General features: G+C 72.4%; 18 protein-coding genes. 13 read left to right on the top strand and 5 right to left on the bottom strand.

The window, feature by feature from the left end:
* Positions 1 to 8 precede the first annotated feature (8 nt).
* From alr to CLV30_RS19980, 5 genes are read left to right on the top strand one after another with little or no spacing between them, the layout of a single operon-like run.
* Entirely contained in the window at positions 9 to 1190 is a 1182-nt protein-coding gene (gene alr / locus CLV30_RS20000) for an alanine racemase (protein ID WP_240723378.1), read from the top strand.
* Complete coding sequence (locus tag CLV30_RS19995; RefSeq protein WP_165358746.1) at positions 1187 to 2332, top strand: alpha/beta fold hydrolase; 1146 nt, start codon at positions 1187 to 1189, stop codon at positions 2330 to 2332. The genes alr and CLV30_RS19995 overlap by 4 nt, the downstream gene beginning before the upstream one ends.
* The gene (tsaE, locus tag CLV30_RS19990) at positions 2332 to 2811 is read left to right on the top strand and encodes a tRNA (adenosine(37)-N6)-threonylcarbamoyltransferase complex ATPase subunit type 1 TsaE (protein ID WP_420842018.1); all 480 of its coding nucleotides are present in this window, start codon (positions 2332 to 2334) and stop codon (positions 2809 to 2811) included. Before CLV30_RS19995 ends, tsaE begins: the two co-directional genes overlap by 1 nt.
* Positions 2808 to 3620, top strand: coding sequence for a pentapeptide repeat-containing protein (locus CLV30_RS19985; RefSeq protein WP_205741084.1), 813 nt, complete (start codon positions 2808 to 2810; stop codon positions 3618 to 3620). Before tsaE ends, CLV30_RS19985 begins: the two co-directional genes overlap by 4 nt.
* Before the next feature lie 47 nt (positions 3621 to 3667).
* Complete coding sequence (locus CLV30_RS19980; protein WP_129711111.1) at positions 3668 to 3874, top strand: hypothetical protein; 207 nt, start codon at positions 3668 to 3670, stop codon at positions 3872 to 3874.
* Between the two features lie 54 nt (positions 3875 to 3928).
* On the opposite strand, the gene CLV30_RS19975 is transcribed toward CLV30_RS19980, so the two are convergent.
* On the bottom strand, positions 3929 to 4540 hold the full coding sequence (locus CLV30_RS19975; protein WP_106539093.1) for a Uma2 family endonuclease: 612 nt from the start codon (positions 4538 to 4540) through the stop codon (positions 3929 to 3931).
* Between the two features lie 118 nt (positions 4541 to 4658).
* On the opposite strand from CLV30_RS19975, the gene tsaB reads away from it, so the two are divergent.
* Genes tsaB through tsaD form a run of 3 tightly spaced genes read left to right on the top strand, consistent with a single transcriptional unit; the run spans position 4659 to position 6865 of the window.
* A complete protein-coding gene (tsaB, locus tag CLV30_RS19970) occupies positions 4659 to 5306 on the top strand; it encodes a tRNA (adenosine(37)-N6)-threonylcarbamoyltransferase complex dimerization subunit type 1 TsaB (protein ID WP_106539006.1) in 648 nt (215 codons plus the stop codon).
* Between the two features lie 21 nt (positions 5307 to 5327).
* Complete coding sequence (rimI, locus tag CLV30_RS19965) at positions 5328 to 5813, top strand: ribosomal protein S18-alanine N-acetyltransferase (protein ID WP_106539005.1); 486 nt, start codon at positions 5328 to 5330, stop codon at positions 5811 to 5813.
* Between the two features lie 8 nt (positions 5814 to 5821).
* A complete protein-coding gene (gene tsaD / locus CLV30_RS19960) occupies positions 5822 to 6865 on the top strand; it encodes a tRNA (adenosine(37)-N6)-threonylcarbamoyltransferase complex transferase subunit TsaD (protein WP_106539004.1) in 1044 nt (347 codons plus the stop codon).
* 96 nt (positions 6866 to 6961) lie between these two features.
* Here the strand turns inward: tsaD and CLV30_RS19955 are convergent, their stop codons facing one another.
* Positions 6962 to 7924 (bottom strand): LysR family transcriptional regulator, encoded by a 963-nt coding sequence (locus tag CLV30_RS19955; protein ID WP_106539003.1) that lies wholly within the window; start codon positions 7922 to 7924, stop codon positions 6962 to 6964.
* 72 nt (positions 7925 to 7996) lie between these two features.
* On the opposite strand from CLV30_RS19955, the gene CLV30_RS19950 reads away from it, so the two are divergent.
* Complete coding sequence (locus CLV30_RS19950; protein ID WP_205741085.1) at positions 7997 to 9271, top strand: MFS transporter; 1275 nt, start codon at positions 7997 to 7999, stop codon at positions 9269 to 9271.
* Here CLV30_RS19950 and CLV30_RS19945 read toward each other — a convergent pair.
* The 3 genes from CLV30_RS19945 to CLV30_RS19935 are packed head-to-tail and all read right to left on the bottom strand — an operon-like array spanning position 9225 to position 12243.
* Positions 9225 to 9872, bottom strand: a complete 648-nt coding sequence (locus CLV30_RS19945; protein WP_106539002.1) for an HAD family hydrolase — start codon at positions 9870 to 9872, stop codon at positions 9225 to 9227. The two genes, CLV30_RS19950 and CLV30_RS19945, sit on opposite strands and share 47 nt — an antisense overlap.
* 56 nt (positions 9873 to 9928) lie before the next feature.
* Positions 9929 to 11110 carry an amidohydrolase gene (locus CLV30_RS19940; RefSeq protein WP_240723380.1) on the bottom strand — a complete coding sequence of 394 codons (1182 nt, stop codon included), beginning with the start codon at positions 11108 to 11110 and terminating at the stop codon, positions 9929 to 9931.
* The gene (locus tag CLV30_RS19935) at positions 11107 to 12243 is read right to left on the bottom strand and encodes a glutamate--cysteine ligase (RefSeq protein ID WP_106539001.1); all 1137 of its coding nucleotides are present in this window, start codon (positions 12241 to 12243) and stop codon (positions 11107 to 11109) included. Before CLV30_RS19935 ends, CLV30_RS19940 begins: the two co-directional genes overlap by 4 nt.
* 295 nt (positions 12244 to 12538) lie before the next feature.
* Here CLV30_RS19935 and CLV30_RS19930 point away from each other — a divergent pair, with 295 nt between their 5' ends.
* The 4 genes from CLV30_RS19930 (at position 12539) to CLV30_RS19915 (ending at position 16880) form a co-directional block, all read left to right on the top strand.
* Complete coding sequence (locus CLV30_RS19930; RefSeq protein ID WP_106539000.1) at positions 12539 to 13300, top strand: glycerophosphodiester phosphodiesterase; 762 nt, start codon at positions 12539 to 12541, stop codon at positions 13298 to 13300.
* Between the two features lie 150 nt (positions 13301 to 13450).
* Positions 13451 to 13909 (top strand): NUDIX domain-containing protein, encoded by a 459-nt coding sequence (locus CLV30_RS19925; RefSeq protein WP_240723385.1) that lies wholly within the window; start codon positions 13451 to 13453, stop codon positions 13907 to 13909.
* Positions 13910 to 14076: 167 nt separating this feature from the next.
* Positions 14077 to 15633, top strand: coding sequence for an N-acyl-D-amino-acid deacylase family protein (locus tag CLV30_RS19920; protein WP_106538998.1), 1557 nt, complete (start codon positions 14077 to 14079; stop codon positions 15631 to 15633).
* The gene (locus CLV30_RS19915; protein WP_106538997.1) at positions 15630 to 16880 is read left to right on the top strand and encodes a metal-dependent hydrolase family protein; all 1251 of its coding nucleotides are present in this window, start codon (positions 15630 to 15632) and stop codon (positions 16878 to 16880) included. The genes CLV30_RS19920 and CLV30_RS19915 overlap by 4 nt, the downstream gene beginning before the upstream one ends.
* Positions 16881 to 16964 lie beyond the last annotated feature (84 nt).

Below are 16964 nucleotides of genomic sequence, written 5' to 3'. Positions count from 1 at the left end.
TCGACGCCGTGGTGACCGACGAGTACGGCCGGGCGCCGGTGCCGCACGCCGAGGTGCGGGTCGACCTGGCCGCCATCCGCGACAACGTCGCCGAACTGAAGGCACGGGCCGGCCGGGCCGAAGTGATGGCCGTGGTCAAGGCGGACGCGTACGGGCACGGGCTCGTGCCGGCGGCACGCGCGGCTCGGTCCGGCGGGGCGACGTGGCTGGGCACCGCGGTCCTCGCCGAGGCGCTGGCGCTGCGTGCCGCCGGTGTGGGCGGCCGGCTGCTGGCGTGGCTCACCGCGCCCGGCGAGCGGTTCTCCGACGCCGTTGGCGCCGACGTCGACGTCGCGGCCTCGGCGCCGTGGACGGTCGCCGAGATCGCCGCGGCGGCACGCGAGACGGGCCGGACGGCGCGGGTGCATCTGAAGGTCGACTCCGGGCTTGGCCGCTCGGGCGCCCCGCGCGCCGACTGGCCCGCACTCGTGGACGCCGCGCTTCGGGAACAGGCCGAGGGGACGCTGCGGGTCGTGGGGCTGTGGTCGCATTTCGCGGTCGCCGACGACCCTGGCCACTCCGTCAACACCGAACAGCTCGAGGCGTTCGGCGAGGCGCTCGCCTGGGCCGAGACGCGCGGTGTCCGTCCCGAAGTGCGGCACGTCGCCAACTCGGCGGCCACGCTCGCGCTCCCGTCCAGCCACTACGACCTGGTCCGTCCCGGCCTGGCCGTCTACGGCCTGTCACCGATGCCCGGTCAGGTGCGACCGGCCGACGTGGGCCTGCGCCCGGCGATGTCGGTGCGGGCGAGGCTGGCGCTGGTCAAGCGTGTCCCGGCCGGGCACGGCGTGTCGTACGGGCACCTCTACGCCACCGACCGCGAGAGCACCCTCGGACTGGTGCCGCTGGGCTACGGCGACGGCGTCCCGAGGCACGCCTCCAGCGGCGACGGTGTCGGCCCGGGCGCGCCGGTGCTGGTCGACGGCGTCACCCGCCGGGTCGCCGGCCGGGTGTGCATGGACCAGTTCGTCCTCGACCTGCGCGACGACGACGTCCACGCCGGCGACGAGGTCGTGCTGTTCGGGGGCGGCGACGGCGAGCCGAGCGCCCAGCAATGGGCCGAGGCGTGCGGCACGCTCTCGTACGAGATCGTCACCCGGTTCGCGCCACGGCTGCCACGGACCTACGTCGGCACGGAGGACGAGCCGTGAGCCGGCTGGTCAAGGCCGCGCGCGCGGCCGGCACGGTCGGCACCTGGCTCGGCGTCGCCTCCGCCGGCGCCGCCGTCGGGTTCGCGGCCGAGCGCTACACCATGGGGCGCTCGCTCAAGGGCGACGACCCGTACGCTGACGAGCCGTTCGGGTCGTTGCGCGGCGAGTCCCGGACGGTGCGCACCGACGACGGTGTCGACCTGCACGTCGAGGTCGACGAGCCGGACGCCGACGCCGGACCGGACGTCACCGTGGTGTTCTCGCACGGGTTCGCGCTCACCCAGGACTCCTGGCACTTCCAGCGCCGGGACCTGCGCGGGCGCGCGCGCCTGGTGTTCTGGGACCAGCGCGGGCACGGGCGCTCCGGAGCGCTGCCCGAAGGCGGCGAGCTGTCCCTCGCGCGTCTCGGCGCCGACCTCGGCCACGTCGTCGACGCGGTCGCGCCGCACGGTCCGGTGGTCCTGGTGGGGCACTCGATGGGCGGCATGACGCTGCTCGAGCTCGCCGCGGACCGGCCGGAGCTGTTCGAGGGACGCGTCGCTGGGGTCGCGCTGGCCGCCACCAGCGCCCGCAAGCTGGACGTGAGCGGCTTCGGCCTGCCGGGCTACCTCGGCAAGGTCGCCGGGCGTGCCGCCCCGGGGGCGTTGTCGGTGCTCTCCCGGCGGCCCGAGCTGGTCGAGCGCGGCCGGCGCATGGGCAGCGACCTCGGATACGTCCTGACCCGGCGCTACGCGTTCGCCGAGGGCGGCTCGCCGCGGCTGGTGGAGTTCACCGCGCTGATGAACGCCGCTGTCCCCATCGACGTCGTCGCGGAGTTCTTCCCGCTGTTCGGCGCGCTCGACGCGTCCGCCGCGCTGCCGGTGCTGGCCGGGGTGCCCGCCTTCGTCGTCGGCGCCGAGCACGATCTGATGACGCCGGTCGAGCACGGACGGGCCATTGCCGAGCAGCTGTCGGACGTCGAGTACGTCGAAGCCACCGACGCGGGGCACATGGTGGTGCTGGAGCGCCACGAGCTGGTCACCGAAGGCATCGCGGAGTTGCTGCAACGGGTTCGCTCCGGCCGGACGAGGGCACGGCGCTCCAGCACCCGGGTGGCGTCGCTGAACAACCGACCCCGCCCGCGCGGGAAGGAGCAGGTGTGATCGAGATCGACGTGCCCGCCGCCGACGACATGACGCAGCTGGGCCACCGGCTCGCCGACGAGCTCGCGGCCGGTGACGTCGTCCTGCTCGGCGGCGACCTCGGCGCGGGGAAGACCACGCTGGCCCAGGGCGTCGGCGACGGGCTCGGGGTGCGCGGCCCGATCACCTCGCCGACGTTCGTGCTGGCGCGCGTGCACCCGTCGCTGGTCGAGGGACCGCCGATGGTGCACGTCGACGCCTACCGGCTCGGCGGGTGGGACGAGCTCGAGGACATCGACCTCGAAGCCACGCTCGACGAAGCCGTGACCCTGATCGAGTGGGGCGAGGGCGTGGCCGAAGGACTCGCCGGAGATCGTCTCGAGGTGCACATCGACCGCGGTCGTGGAGGCGACGACAACGAGACGCGGCACGTCCGGCTCACCGGGGTCGGGCCCCGGTGGGACGAGCTCCGGTTGCGTCAGCTGGTGCTGACGTCGTGACCGGCGACCGGTCCGCGAACACGCCGGCAGGGGCGCACGATGCCGGCGCCGAGAACGTCGACACCGACTTCACCGGCCAGGACCTGCGCGACAGGTTCGCGTCGGCGGCCAAGGTCCCGCCGGTGTTCCGGCGCTGCGACTTCACCGAAGCCAACCTGTCCAAGGCGGCGCTGCGCGGGGCGACCTTCGACACGTGCACGCTCGACTCCGCCACACTGACCCGGGCCGAGCTGGACGAGACCGCGTGGACCGGAGGGTCGGCCGCCAACGCGGTGCTCTCCCGCGCGGACGTCACCGACGCCACGTTCGACGGCGTCGACCTGGCGAACACGGTGTGGAAGGGCGCCATGATCGCCGGCGCGGCGTTCCGTGGCAGCCGCCTCGTGGGCGCGCGGTTCGACGAGGCCCGCGGGCTCGGTGCGACGTTCCGCGGGTGCAACATGATGCTGGCGGCGCTGCCCGGCATCAGCCTGCGCGGACAGGAGCTCGACGGCCTGCGGATGGACGACGCCGTGCTGTCCGGCGCCGACCTGCGCGAGACGGTGTGGACCCGGTCGCGGCTGCGCGGCGCCGTCCTTCGTGCGGCCGAACTGGACGGTGCGGATTTGCGCGGCGCCGACCTCGGCGACATCCCGATCGAGGAGGCCCACCTGCTCTCGGGAGCTGACCATCTCGGCCGAGCAGGCCGCGTCGATCCTCGGCGGCCTCGGCATCGTCGTGGACGGCTGAGCACGGCACGGCTTCCGCGCGGGTGGCCGTCTCGGCGGCACCGGCGACAGAACGATCCGGACTGGACCGCGCCGACCTGATCCCCCGTCGCCGGACCTGGCGTCGACCGTCGAACGGATGGAGCATCATGAAAAAGATCAAAGAGTACCGCCTGGGCATCGCGGTACTGCTTCTCGTCTTGCCGCTGGTGGCGATCCTGCTCGGGAACGTCGGCGTTCCCCAGTTGATCATCTTGGCCGTCCTCTGGATCGTCGCCGTTGCGCTCGTGGCCTGGCACGTCGTCGACCACGTGCGCCAAGGTCGTCAGCCGCTGCACCCCGGCGACGGCGGATAGGAGACCAGCAGCGGTCCCGTGCTGTTGTCGGTGAGACCGCCTATGGCGGGTTGGTCACTGCGGCTTTGTTCCGACCGCGGTGAGGTCGATGTCCAGGTCGAACGGGACGGTCGTCTTGAGCCGGTCGTGGTGGATGCCGGTCACGGCGTACACACCGCTGGCCGGATCGAGCTGGTAGGTGTAGACGACGGCCCGGTCGTCCTCGTTCTCGACCCGCCAGAAGTGAGTGATGCCGGCCGCGCCGTACTTGCGAGGCTTGGTGTCGCGGTCACGTTCCAACGAGTCCGGCGAAACGGCTTCGACGACCATCACGACATCGTCCGATCCGAAATGGGTGGCCAGCGGGTCCCGATCGTGAGCTTCGGCCGTCACGACCACGACGTCGGGTTCAGGCACCTGGTGGAGACCGAGCTTGACGGCCATCTCACGCGCGGCACGGAGACGATCCGGAGCCTGCCGGTCCAGTTCGGACTGGAACAGGTTGACGACCCAGCTGTGCCACATCCGCTGCGGGCTCATGAAGACGAGGCTCCCGTCGATCAGCTCGGTGTGCGCCGGCAGGCCGCGCAGGTCGAAGAAGTCTTCAGCGGTGAACCCGTCGTGCGGCGGGATCACCCAGCTGGGCAGCGGTTCGGCCAGGGGAGCAGGCAGCGGTTCGGCGGCCATCGTGATGATCACCGTCCTCTGCGTCGTGTCGTACCGTCGCCGTCCATCGTATCAGCGGCGGACACGCCTTCGGCCGGGGTGACGCGTGTGCGCAGGAGGGTTGACATAAGGTAGGCACGTGCTGTTGCTCGCTCTCGACACCGCGACCCCCGCCGTCACCGTCGCCGTGCACGACGGCAAACGGGTGCAGGCCGAGTCCACGACCGTCGACCCGCGGCGGCACACCGAACTGCTGATGCCGCAGGTGACGGCCGCGCTGAGCGATGCCGGCGCCGCTCGTACGGACCTCACCGAGATCGCTGTCGGGGTGGGCCCCGGACCGTTCACCGGCCTGCGGGTCGGCCTCGCGGCGGCGCGGATGCTGGGCGACGTCCTGGGACTGCCGGTCCGCGGCGTGTGCAGCCTCGACATCATCGCCCGCAGCGCGCGGCACTACGCCGGCTCGCCGTTCCTGGTGGCCACCGATGCCCGCCGGCGCGAGGTGTACTGGGCCGGATACGACGCGTCCGGCGCGCGGACCGCGGGGCCGGACGTCGGCGCCGCGGCCGACGTGGTCGCCGAGCACGGGGACCTGCCGGTCGCCGGGCTGGGCGGCACCCGCTACGCCGACGTCTTCGCCCGGCTGATCACGCCGGAGTACCCGTCCGCGGCCGAGCTGGCGGCCGGTGTCGCCGACGGTACGCTCGACGTCGTCGCGCCGGACCCGCTGTACCTGCGGCGACCGGACGCTGCCCTGCCGTCGGCCCGGAAGAGCGTGTTGGCATAGGTGTCATCTCGACTACGGCCGATGCGCTGGTGGGACATCGAAGCGATACTCCCGCTGGAGGATCGGCTGTTCGCCGGTGACTCGCCGTGGAGCGCCGAGTCGTTCTGGTCGGAGCTGGCCGGCGTGCCCGAGTCACGGTGGTACGTCGTCGCGGAGGAGCACGGCGTGCCCGTGGCGTACGCGGGGCTGCTGGCGCCGTCGATCCCGGGGGAGCCGGCCGACGTGCAGACCATCGCCGTGGCGCCGGAGTGCCAACGCCGCGGCTACGGTAGCGAGCTGATGAACGCGCTGGTCGCCGAGGCGGCCCGGCGCGGCGCCGGCGACCTGCTGCTGGACGTCCGGACGGACAACGAGCCCGCGAAGGCCTTCTACGCCCGCCACGGGTTCGAGCGGATCGCGGTGCGTCGGAACTATTACCAGGGAGGCCGCGACGGCATCGTCATGCGCCGGCGGGTGCGACGGCGGGCGGCGGACCAGGCAGCGGACCAGGCGGCACAGGAGCGATAATCGTCTGCGTGACCGCTCCGTTGATCCTCGGCATCGAGACCTCCTGCGACGAGACCGGCGTCGGCCTCGTGCGAGGCACCACCCTGCTCGCCAACGCCGTCGCCAGCTCCGTGGACGAGCACGTCCGCTTCGGCGGCGTCGTGCCCGAAGTCGCCAGCCGCGCGCACCTCGAAGCCGTGGTGCCCACGCTGCACCGTGCGCTCGACGAGGCGCAGGTCGGTCTCGACGACGTCGACGCGGTCGCGGTGACGGCTGGTCCCGGCCTCGCCGGTGCGCTGATGGTCGGCGTCTCCGCCGCGAAGGCGCTGGCCGTGGCGCTGGACAAGCCGCTGTACGGCGTCAACCACCTGGTCGGTCACGTCGCCGCCGAGCAGCTCGAGAACGGCCCGCTGACCGAGCCGGTGGTCGCGCTGCTCGTCTCCGGCGGGCACACCGAGATCCTGCAGGTCGACGACGTCGCCACGGCCGCGGAACTGCTCGGCCAGACCATCGACGACGCCGCGGGGGAGGCGTTCGACAAGGTCGCGCGGCTGATCGGGCTGAAGTATCCGGGCGGGCCGCACATCCAGCGCGCGGCGGCCGACGGCGACCCGTCGGCCATCAGGTTCCCGCGAGGGCTGACCGGCCAGCGCGACATGGCGCGGCACCGTTACGACTTCTCGTTCTCCGGCCTGAAGACGGCGGTGGCCCGGTGGGTCGAGACCGCCGAACGCGCCGGCGATCCGGTGCCGGTGGGCGACGTCGCCGCGGGATTCCAGGAAGCGGTGGCCGACGTGCTGACGGCGAAGGCGGTGCTCGCGTGCCAGGAGCGCGGTATCTCGACCATGGTGCTGGCCGGCGGCGTCGCGGCGAACGCGCGGCTGCGTGAGCTGACGCAGCAGCGCTGCGAGGCCGCCGGCATCGAACTGCGCCAGCCGCGGTTCTCGCTGTGCACCGACAACGGTGCGATGATCGCGGCGCTCGGCGCGGCAGTGGTCGAGCGCGGGCTGCCCCCGAGCCGGTTCGAGTTCGGCTCCGACTCGTCGCTGCCGGTGACCGAGGTCCTGATCTGAGCGGCACGGTGTGTTCACGGTGTCGCCAGGGCGACACCGAACTCGCACCGTTTCGCCCCAGCGACGCCGTCTCCACACCGTTCAGCCACCCACGGTTCAGGTCGAGGAGCCTTGTTCCGCCTGCTCGCCGGGCTCCTCGGACGGTCGGGGCGCGGGGTGCAGGGCGGTGGCGGTCGTGGTGATGCTCGCGAGGGCTGTCGTGACGACGGGGTGCTCGCGGCTGCCGCGGCGGGTGGCGGCGAGGATCCGGCGCGTCGGGGCGGGCTCGCCGCGTAGCCGGACACGTGCGACGGGCCAGTCCTCGGGCAGTCGTGCGAGCCGTGGCACGAGGATGATGCCGAAGCCGTGGGCGACCAGGGCGGTGCCGGTGTCCCACTCGTCCGCGTAGTGCTCGATGTTCGGGGTGAACCCGGCGGCCATGCAGGCGGTGAGCACCAGGTGGTGGTAGGTGCCGCCGGGACGGCCCAGGATCCACGGCTCGTCGGCGGCGTCAGCGAGCGTCACCGTCCGACGGGTGGCCAGCTGATGGTGGCTGGGCACGACCAGGTCGAGCGGGTCGTCCAGCAGCGGCTGCTGGTCGAAGCGGGCGTCCGACGTCGGCGGGGTGTCGGCGGTGGCGATCACCAGGGCCAGGTCGGCGTCGCCGGCCAGCAGCAGGTCGAAGCAGCGGGCGGGTTCGGCTTCGATGACCCGCACCGCGAGCTGGGGGTGGTGTTCGCGCAGCGTCGCCGCGGCCGGGGGCAGCAGGTGGGTGGCGGCGGTGGAGAAGCCGCACAGGGTGAACGAGCCGCCGGGTTCGTCCGCGGCGGCGGCGAGCTCGGCTCGGGCACGCTCGGCCTGGGCGTACAGGACGTCGGCGTGACGCAGGAGCGTGGCCGCCGCGGCGGTCAGCCGGACGCCGCGGCCGGACTGGGTCACCAGCTCCACGCCGAGCTCGGCGGCCAGCTGACGCAGCTGGTGCGACACCGCGGAGGGCGTGTAGTGCAGGGCCGCCGCCGCGGCGGTGACGGTGCCGTGGTGGGCGACCATCTGCAGCACCCGCAGCTTCGGATCGATCATGCAACATTGTTGCACAGTCATGTCCAATAACGTTTGCTTTTCCACAGCAGTCGTGGCGCGCACGCTGGCAGTGTGCTGCTGTTCAAGGGAACTTTCGACGAGGGTTGTGGTGGCGCCTCCGGCGCCGCGTCCGAGCGCACGGCGCCCGCTCGGACGCGTGAGACCAGCACGGCGGTGTACCTGCTGGTCGTCCTCACGGCCGGGGCGTATCTGCCCAGCCCGCTGTACGCGGGCTATCAGCACGCGTTCGGGTTCGGCGACCTGACGATGACACTGATCTACGCGACGTTCGCGCTCGTCAGTGCGCCCTCCCTGCTGCTGTTCGGACCGGCGGCGGATACGGCCGGCCCGCGCGCGGTGCTGCGCATCAGCGTGGCCGTGTCCGCCCTCGCGTCGTCGTGCTTCGCGCTCGCGAGCGGTCCGGAGTGGCTGCTGGCCGGGCGCGCCGCACAGGGACTCGCGCTCGGCGCGGCCACAGGAGCAGCGGCCGCGCTGATCACCGCGCACGCTTCCACCGGAAGCCGCGCCCGGGCGTCGACGACGGCCAGCACGGCGTTCGTGGCCGGCACCGCCGCGGGCCCGATCGCTGCCGGCGTGCTCGCCCAGTACGCTCCCGCGCCGCAGGTGCTGCCGTACCTGATGCACCTGGCCCTGCTCGGGTACGGGTGGCGTCGGGTGTCCGCGCTGGCCGCTCCCGGACCGATCCCGGGCAGGTTGCGTCCCAGCCGGCCGCGCATACCGGCCGGCTGGCGGCTGCGGTTCGGCACCGCCGCCGCGGCGGGTTTTCTCGCCTGGACAGCGGCCGGCCTGTTCCTGGCGGTCGTACCAGCCGTGCTCGGCGGGACCGCCGGGATCGACAACCTGGCGGTCGTCGGTGCCATCGTGGGTGCGGTGCTCGCCTGTTCGGTGGCGTCGCAGCCGCTCGTGGGCCGGTTCGGTCCAGAACTCGCGCAACTCGCGGGTCTCGGCGCCGTCGGGGTCGGTCTCGGCGCCCTGGCGCTGACCGGCGGTGGTTCGCTGTCGGTGACCCTGCTCGCGGCGGTGGCCGCCGGCGTCGGGCACGGGCTGGCCTTCGGCGGAGCGACGGCCACCGTCGACGCCGCCGGGCCGCAGAACCAGCGGGCGGCGATCAGTTCCGCGTTGTACCTCGCGTTCTATCTGGGCGCCGGAGGCCCGGCGGTCGCGGTCGGCCTCCTGACGCTGTGGCACCCGTTGGCCACGGCGGTGTCCTGGATCGGCGCCGCCGCGGCCGTCCTCGTGCCGTTCGTCGGTGCGGCGCTCGTGCTCCAGGGGCGCGGGCTCACGCCGCCGCGTCGAGGGCGGCCGGTAGCTCCCGCACGTCGCTGAGCACCGCGGCCACCGACGCCAGCACGCCCGGATCGGGCGGGAAATGCGGGTTCGGTGTCGCGTACACGGTCATCCCGGCCGCCAGCGCGGCGCGCAGCCCGTTCGTGGAGTCCTCGACGGCCGCGGCGGCGCTCGCGTCGACACCGAGCTGGCGCGCCGCCTCGAGGTAGACGTCCGGCTCGGGTTTGCCGGCGCTGACCTGCTCGCTGGAGACGGCGACGCGCACCCGTGCGGCCAGGTCGGTGTACTCGAGGAACGCCCGGATCAGTTCCGGCGGCGACGAGCTCGCGATGCCGACCGGCGCGCGATCGAGAACGGCGCGCACCGTCTCGGCCGCGCCGGGCAGCAGCGGTGGTTGTTCGGCGTACCGGCGCGCCATCTCGCCGACCACCAGCTGCGCGGCGCGTTCGGCGCTGAGCCGGGCGCCGAGCGTCTCCACCAGGTAGGCAGCCCATTCCGGCGTGCTCATGCCCTGCATCGCGCGGGTCGCCTCCGCGGTCCAGGTGCCGCCGTGCTCGGCGACGACCGCACGGCGGATCTCGTCCCAGGCGCGCTCGGAGTCCACCAGCACCCCGTCGAGGTCGAACACGACTGCTTCCATACCGTGCACCGTATCCGGGACACCGTACTCGGGCGGTGCCGCCGGGCGGGACGTGCTCAGGCCGGGGTGACGCCCGGCCCCAGAGCCGCCAGAGCGGTTCCCACCAGAGCCCGGACGCCGTGCCCCAGCGCCTGCTCGTCCAGATCGAAGTTGCCCTGGTGCAGGTCGCGCATGGTGCCCAGAGTGTTGCCGTGCACACCGAGGCGGGCCATCGCCAGCGGGACGCGCTCGCCGTACCAGGCGAAGTCCTCGCCGCCCATGCTGGTCTGCGTGCCGGTGATGGCGCGTTCGCCGAGTTCCGCGCTGATGCCGGTGTGCATCAGCGCCACGCTGGAGTCGTCGTTGACCACCGGCGGCACGCCGCGTTCGTAGTGGACCTCGACGCCGGCGCCGGCCTGTGCGGCGATGTCGGAGACGATGGTGCGGACGTGTTTCTCGGCGTCGGCCCACGCCGCGTGGTCGAGGACGCGCACCGTGCCGCGCAGGACGCCCTCGGACGGGATGGCGTTGGGCGGCGAGCCCGCCTGGATGGCCCCCCACACCAGCGACAGCCCGGAGCGGATGTCGATCTGGCGGGCGAGCAGGGCGGGAGTGTCGGCGGCGATGCGCGCCAGTGTGTCCACCACGTCGACGGTCAGCTGCGGGCGCGCGGTGTGCCCTCCCGGGCCGCTGATGTGCACCTCGACCAGGTCGCACGCGGCCGTGATCGGACCGGGACGCAGCCCGAGCTGGCCGACGGGCAGCCGCGGGTCGCAGTGCAGGGCGAAGATCCGCTCGACGTCGTCGAGCTCACCTGCGGCGACGACCTCGCGCGCACCGCCCATGATCTCTTCGGCCGGCTGGAAGATCACCCGCACCCGGCCCGGGAGCTGCGGCACGTCCGCGAGTGCGAGCGCCGCGCCAACGGCCATGGCGGTGTGCGCGTCGTGCCCGCAGGCATGGCAGACCCCGTCGATGCCCGAGCGGTACGGCACGTCCTTGACGTCGGCCAGGGGGAGCGCGTCGATGTCGGCGCGCAGGCCGACGGTGCGTGGGCCGGAGCCGATGTCGACGGCCACGCCGGTGCCGCGCGGCAGCACCCGGGGGTGCAGGCCGGCGGCCGTGAGCCGCTCGACGATGAGTTCGGTCGTCCGATGCTCGGCGAAGCCGAGCTCGGGATGGGTGTGCAGCTGCCGCCGCATCGCGACGAGTTCGTCGTGGTGAATGGTCAGCCAGCTCGAGAGCCAGGTGTCGGTCACGCCGTCAACCCCGTTGCCATCTCCTCCAAGAGGCTGTCGACGACCTTGGTCAAATCACCGCCGCTCGCCTCTGCTATCGCGCGTTGACGCTGGTAGCTCGCGCCGATCGCGAGGATGCGGTCGATACCCGCGAGCTCGTCAGCGCACGACAGTCTACGGGCAACGGGCATGAGTTCGTCAGCCAAATCGAACAACGCTTGCCGAGCGGGCACGACGGTGCCGTGATCGTCCATGATGATCTCGGCGTCGAGGCCGTACCTGGCGGCGCGCCACTTGTTCTCGCGCACGACCCAGTCGTGCGATGACTGGGGAGTGTGGCCGCGGTCGAGGTCGTCGTCGAGCCGCTGGACCAGGCACTGCGCCAGAGCGGCGATGACCGCGACCTCGTCGAGCGTGGGCAGTCCGTCGCAGATGCGCAGCTCGACGGTCCCGAAGTCGGGGTGCGGGCGGATGTCCCACCAGACCTCGCGGACGGACTCGATGGTCTGGCTCGAGACCAGTGTCTCCATGTAGCTCTCGAACTGGTCCCACCCGGAGAGCTGGTACGGCAGCCCTGCTGTCGGCAACGACTCGAAGACCTTGCTGCGTGACGAGGCCAGCCCGGTGTCGTGGCCGACCCAGAACGGCGACGACGCCGACAGCGCCAGGAAATGCGGCACGTACGCGGTGAGCGCGTTCACGATCGGGATGGCCTTGTCCGGCGACCGCACGCCGACGTGGACGTGGACGCCGAAGATCTGCAGGCGCCGGGCCAGCCACTGCAAATGCGCGACGAGCTGCTGATAGCGCGGTTTCGGGCTGATGTCCTGGGTGGCCCAGTTGCTGATGGGGTGAGTGCCGGCACACATCAGCGCGAGCCCCTGGTGTTCTGCTGCGCGGGACACGACCCGGACCGTCTCGGCGAGGTCGGCGTGCGCCTCGGCGACGGTGCCGCACACACCGGTGATGACCTCGATGGTGGACTGCAGGAGCTCGTGCTTGGCTTTCGGGTGCTCGTCGGCGTCCGGTGGCCGGATGTCCTCGAGGATCTCGACCGCGCCCGACGTCAGTTCGCGGGTGCGCGGGTCGACCAGCTGCAGTTCCCACTCCACGCCGAGGCTGCTGCCCTCGGACGGCGTGAACGGGATGTGCATCTGTGGAGTGTGACACGCATTCCGTCATTTCCGGAATGCCCCGTCTCAGCTGAATGTCGGTAATAGCGATGGTTCGTCACTGTTGATATGACAAAAGGCATGGCTTCGTCCGGAGCACGAGTCATGACGAGTCGACTCGCGCCCGCCGCAGCCAGCGTCGAGTGTCCGGATGAGCGGGCTGGCTCAAGATCCATTCTTGCAGTGCGTGACTGACCTGGCAAGATGTCCCGACCACTGCGCTGATCACCGGCACTTTCCGTGTCATGTGCACGGGAAATGCCGATGATCGGCAAGAATGGGCAGCGATCCGTCGACGCGGCCGGAGGAGGACCTGATGTCCGAGCGGGTGCCGGCGCTACGTGTGCCGCCCATCGTCTTCGCACACCGCGGCGCCATGGACCGGGCGCCCGAGAACACGCTGCCGGCGTTCGAGCTGGCGCTGTCGCAGGGCGCGACCGGGCTCGAGAGCGACGCCTGGATGACCTCGGACGGCCGGGTCGTGCTCGACCACGACGGTGTGCTGGGCCGATGGCCTCGCCGGCAGCGGTTCGCGGACATGCCCCGCTCGGCGCTGCCCGCTCACGTGCCGACGCTCGATGACCTCTACGCGTCGTGTGGCTCCGCTTTCGAGCTGTCCCTCGACGTCAAGGACCCGGCCGCCTTCGACGCGATCGTCTCGGCGGCACGCGCTGCGGGCGCGGTCGAGCGGCTGTGGTTGTGCCATGACGACCTGGCCGTGCTGGACGCGTGGCGTCGGGCCGACGAGGTCGTGCACCTGGTGCACTCCACCCGGGTGAGCCGCATCGGCGAGGGGGTCCGGCAGGGCGCCGTCACGCTCGCCGAACACCGCGTCGACGCGCTGAACCTGCACCGGCTGGACTGGTCGGAGGTGTACGCCGCGCTGTGTCACCGGGCAGGTGTGCACGCGTTCGCATGGGACGTACAGAAGCCCGGCGTCGTCGAGCAACTCCTCGACATGCGCGTCGACGCGATCTACGGCGATCACGTCGACCAGATGGTCACGGTCGTCGGGCGGGACGGCGTCACCAGCCGCTGAGGCCATATCCGTCGCCGTCGGTCCGCGCCCAGCCTTGTTGCCTGTGCGTCGCGGATGGACTGCCCTGAAGGGGCTCCGTCCGCGACGCACAGGCAACAAGCCAGCTCTGGTCGATTACGGTGAAGCGCTGCGAGGTGATGTGCCGTGCCGATGTCGCCATATCTGCGTGAGCTGCGCCGCTCGGTCGGAAACGAGCTGGTGCTGCTCCCGTCGGTGACCGTCCTGCCGACCGACCGTGACGGCCGGGTTCTGCTGGTCCGGCTGGCCGACACGGGGCGGTGGGGGACGGTGGGCGGCTCGGTAGAGGTGGACGAGGAGCCAGCTGCGGCCGCGGTCCGGGAAGCGCGCGAGGAGGCGGGCGTCGAGGTCGAGCTGACGCGCTTGGTCGCCGCGCTCGGCGGCCCCGAGTTCCGGATCACCTATCCGAACGGCGACCAGGCGGCCTACGTCAGCATCGTCTACGAAGCCCGGGTGCTTTCCGGGCGGCCGGCGCCGGACCACGACGAAACGCTCGCCGCGACCTGGGTTCCTCTCGACGAGCTCGGCACGGTCGATCTCGGCGACTTCGCGCGCAGCACCTTCCGCGCGCTGGGGCACTTGCGGACGTGAAAGTCCGCCGAGCCCGGCGGCCGACGTGAGCGTCCGGCCCGGCGGTTGGCCGATCGGACGATTCCGACGACGCCGCTGTGGTGGCGTCGACGAGGTTCCCCGTGCCGTCGGCGGCTACGGTGACCGGAACGTCGTGACGTGGTCGCCGACACGGGAGGAACGGCTTCATGGGCGAGCGGTCGGTCCTGCGCGGCGGCACGGTCTTCGACGGGCTCGGCTCTGCCGGGCGGGTCGCGGACGTGCTGGTGGACGGTGGGCGAGTGGCCGAGATCGGCCGGGTCACCGCGGCCGGCGCGCGGGAGTTCGACTGCGACGGGCTGTACGTCGCCCCCGGGTTCGTGGACGCGCACGCGCACAGCGATCTCGTCCCGGGCATGGACGGACCGCAGCCCTTCAAGCTGCACCAGGGTGTGACCACGGAGATCGCGGGCAACTGCGGGTTCGGTTTCGCCCCGCTGACCGAGGAGTCGGCGCAGGTCGTGCGGGACATGTTCGACGAGCTGGCCGGTGGCGCGGAGGTCCTCCCGGGGTCGTTCGCCGGCTTCCTCGACACGGTGCAGCGGCTGGGGCCCACCAATCACATCGCCTACCTGGTCGGGCACCACACGCTCCGGCTCACCGCCAACGGCGCGGACGGTGAGCTGCGCCCGGGCGCCGTCGAACGGATGCGGGCCCTCGCGGCGGAGGCGTTCGAGGCGGGCGCGGTCGGGTTCTCCACCGGGCTGATCTATCCGCCGGGCTGTTTCGCGGACCGGGCGGAACTCGAGCAGATCGCCGAGGTCGCCGGGGTGCACGGCCGCATCTACGCCACGCACATGCGCGACGAGGGCCGGTTCCTCGAGGACGCGGTCGACGAAGCGGTGGCGATCGCCGGGGCCGGGGGCATCCGGCTGCAGATCTCGCACTGCAAAGCCGCCGGCATCCCGGCGCACGGCAAGGCGCGGGCGCTGCTGGACCGTATGGAGCAGGCCCGGCTGGCGGGGGTGGACGTGGTCGGCGACCAGTACCCGTACCTGGCCGGCGGCACCGTCATGCTCGCGCTGCTGCCGAACGCGGCCGCGGCCGGCGGGCGCGAGGCGATGACGGCACGGCTGCGCGACCCGGCCCAGCGAGCCTCGTTGCGCGCCGCCGCCGAACGCGGGAACCCGGGCGACGGCATGTGGTCCAGCACGCATCCGGCCCGGATCCTGGTGACCGCGCACGCCGACGAGAACGTGGTGGGTCGCGCGCTCGCCGACGTCGCCGGGGACGGCGACCCGTTCGACACCCTGTGCGACCTGCTCGCCACCGACCCCACGGCCGCGATCGTCCTGGAGATGATGGCCGAGGCGGACGTCCGCGAGATCATGCGCAGCCCGCTGGTGGGCGTCGGCTCGGACAACGGCCCGCCGCTGGGCCTGCAGCATCCACGCACCTACGGTTGCTTTCCCCGGCTGTTGGGCAGCTACGTCCGCGACGAGAAGGTGCTGACCTGGGAAGAGGCGATACGCAAGGCCACCTCGCTGATCGCGCGCCAGTTCGGGCTGGCCGGGCGTGGTGTGCTCCTACCCGGCTGCCACGCCGACGTCACCGTGTTCGACCCCGAGCGGATCGGCCACCGCGGCACCTACACGGAGCCCGGCGTCCGGCCGGACGGCATCCACGCGGTTCTGCTCGGCGGCCGGCCCGTCGTCGTCGACGGCCGCTTCACCGGGGAGCGGGCCGGGCAGGTGCTGCGGGCATGACCGCGTCCACACCGGGGCCGGCCAGCGGTGCGGGAAGCGCCAGGAACGACCCGGCGAGCCGGCTCGTCGTGACCGGCGGCGACGTGTTCGACGGCACCGGGGCGCCACCCCGCCGGGCCGACGTCGCGGTGCAGGAGGGCCGGATCGTCGCCGTGGGCAGCGGTCTGGACGGCGACGTCGCGGTGGACGCAACCGGCATGACGGTCCTGCCGGGGCTCATCGACTGCCACGTGCACGTGATGATCTCCGGCGTCGAGCTGATGGCCCATCTGGAGCGGCCGTTCTCGTACGCCTTCTACGCGGCCATCGGGAACCTCGCCGCCACCCTCGACCGGGGTGTCACCACGGTACGTGACGCCGGCGGCGCTGACCTCGGCGTGAAGAAGGCGGTCGAGGACGGCCTGGTCGAGGGACCGAGGCTGCGGACGGCCGTCAGCATCCTCGGGCAGACCGGGGGCCACACCGACGGCTGGCATCCCAGCGGCATCGACGTCCCGCTGTTCGTGCCGCATCCGGGCCGCCCCGACCCGGTCGTCGACGGGCCGGACGAGATGCGCCGCCGGGTGCGCCAGCTGATCCGCGCGGGGGCCGACGTGATCAAGATCTGCACGTCCGGCGGCGTGGTCTCGCCGCGCGACGATCCCCGGCACCCGCAGTTCGGCCCGGACGAGCTGGCCGTGTGCACCGCGGAGGCAGCGGCGGCCGGTATCTTCGTGATGGCGCACGCCCAGGGGGCAGCCGGCATCAAGAACGCGGTCCGAGCGGGCGTCCGCTCCGTCGAGCACGGCATGTACCTCGACGACGAGGCCATCGAGATGATGCTGGAAGCGGGCACGTTCCTGGTCCCCACGCTGGTCGCGCCGCACTGGGTGATCGAGGCCGCCGACGCCGGCGCGGCGATCTCCGAGGTCGTCGTCGCCAAGGCGCGGGAAGTGGCGCAGATCCACCAGGAGTCGGTCAGCCGGGCGGTCGCCGCCGGCGTGCCGATCGCCATGGGCACCGACAGCGGCGTCGGCCCGCACGGGCAGAACCTACGTGAGCTGGAGCTCATGCGCCGGGCCGGAATGCAGCCGGCGGCGGTGCTGGCGGCGGCGACGAGCGCCGCCGCTCGGTTGATCGGGGTCGCGGACGAGCTGGGCACTGTCGAACCGGGCAACCGCGCCGACCTGGTGCTCGTCGGCGGGGACCCGTACGACTTCGCCGCACTCGAGGCGAACATCCGGGCTGTGTACAAGGGGCTCTTGTGACGTTTCCGTGGGTGGGTGAGCGCGTCTGATAGAGCTGCACGCCGCTCTCGCTCTAGGTTTCTGTCTTGTCAGGGATCAGAAACT

This window comes from Haloactinopolyspora alba (assembly GCF_003014555.1).
GTDB classification, from domain to species: Bacteria; Actinomycetota; Actinomycetes; order Jiangellales; family Jiangellaceae; genus Haloactinopolyspora; species Haloactinopolyspora alba.
This window is presented reverse-complemented; position numbering and strand designations above follow the sequence as displayed.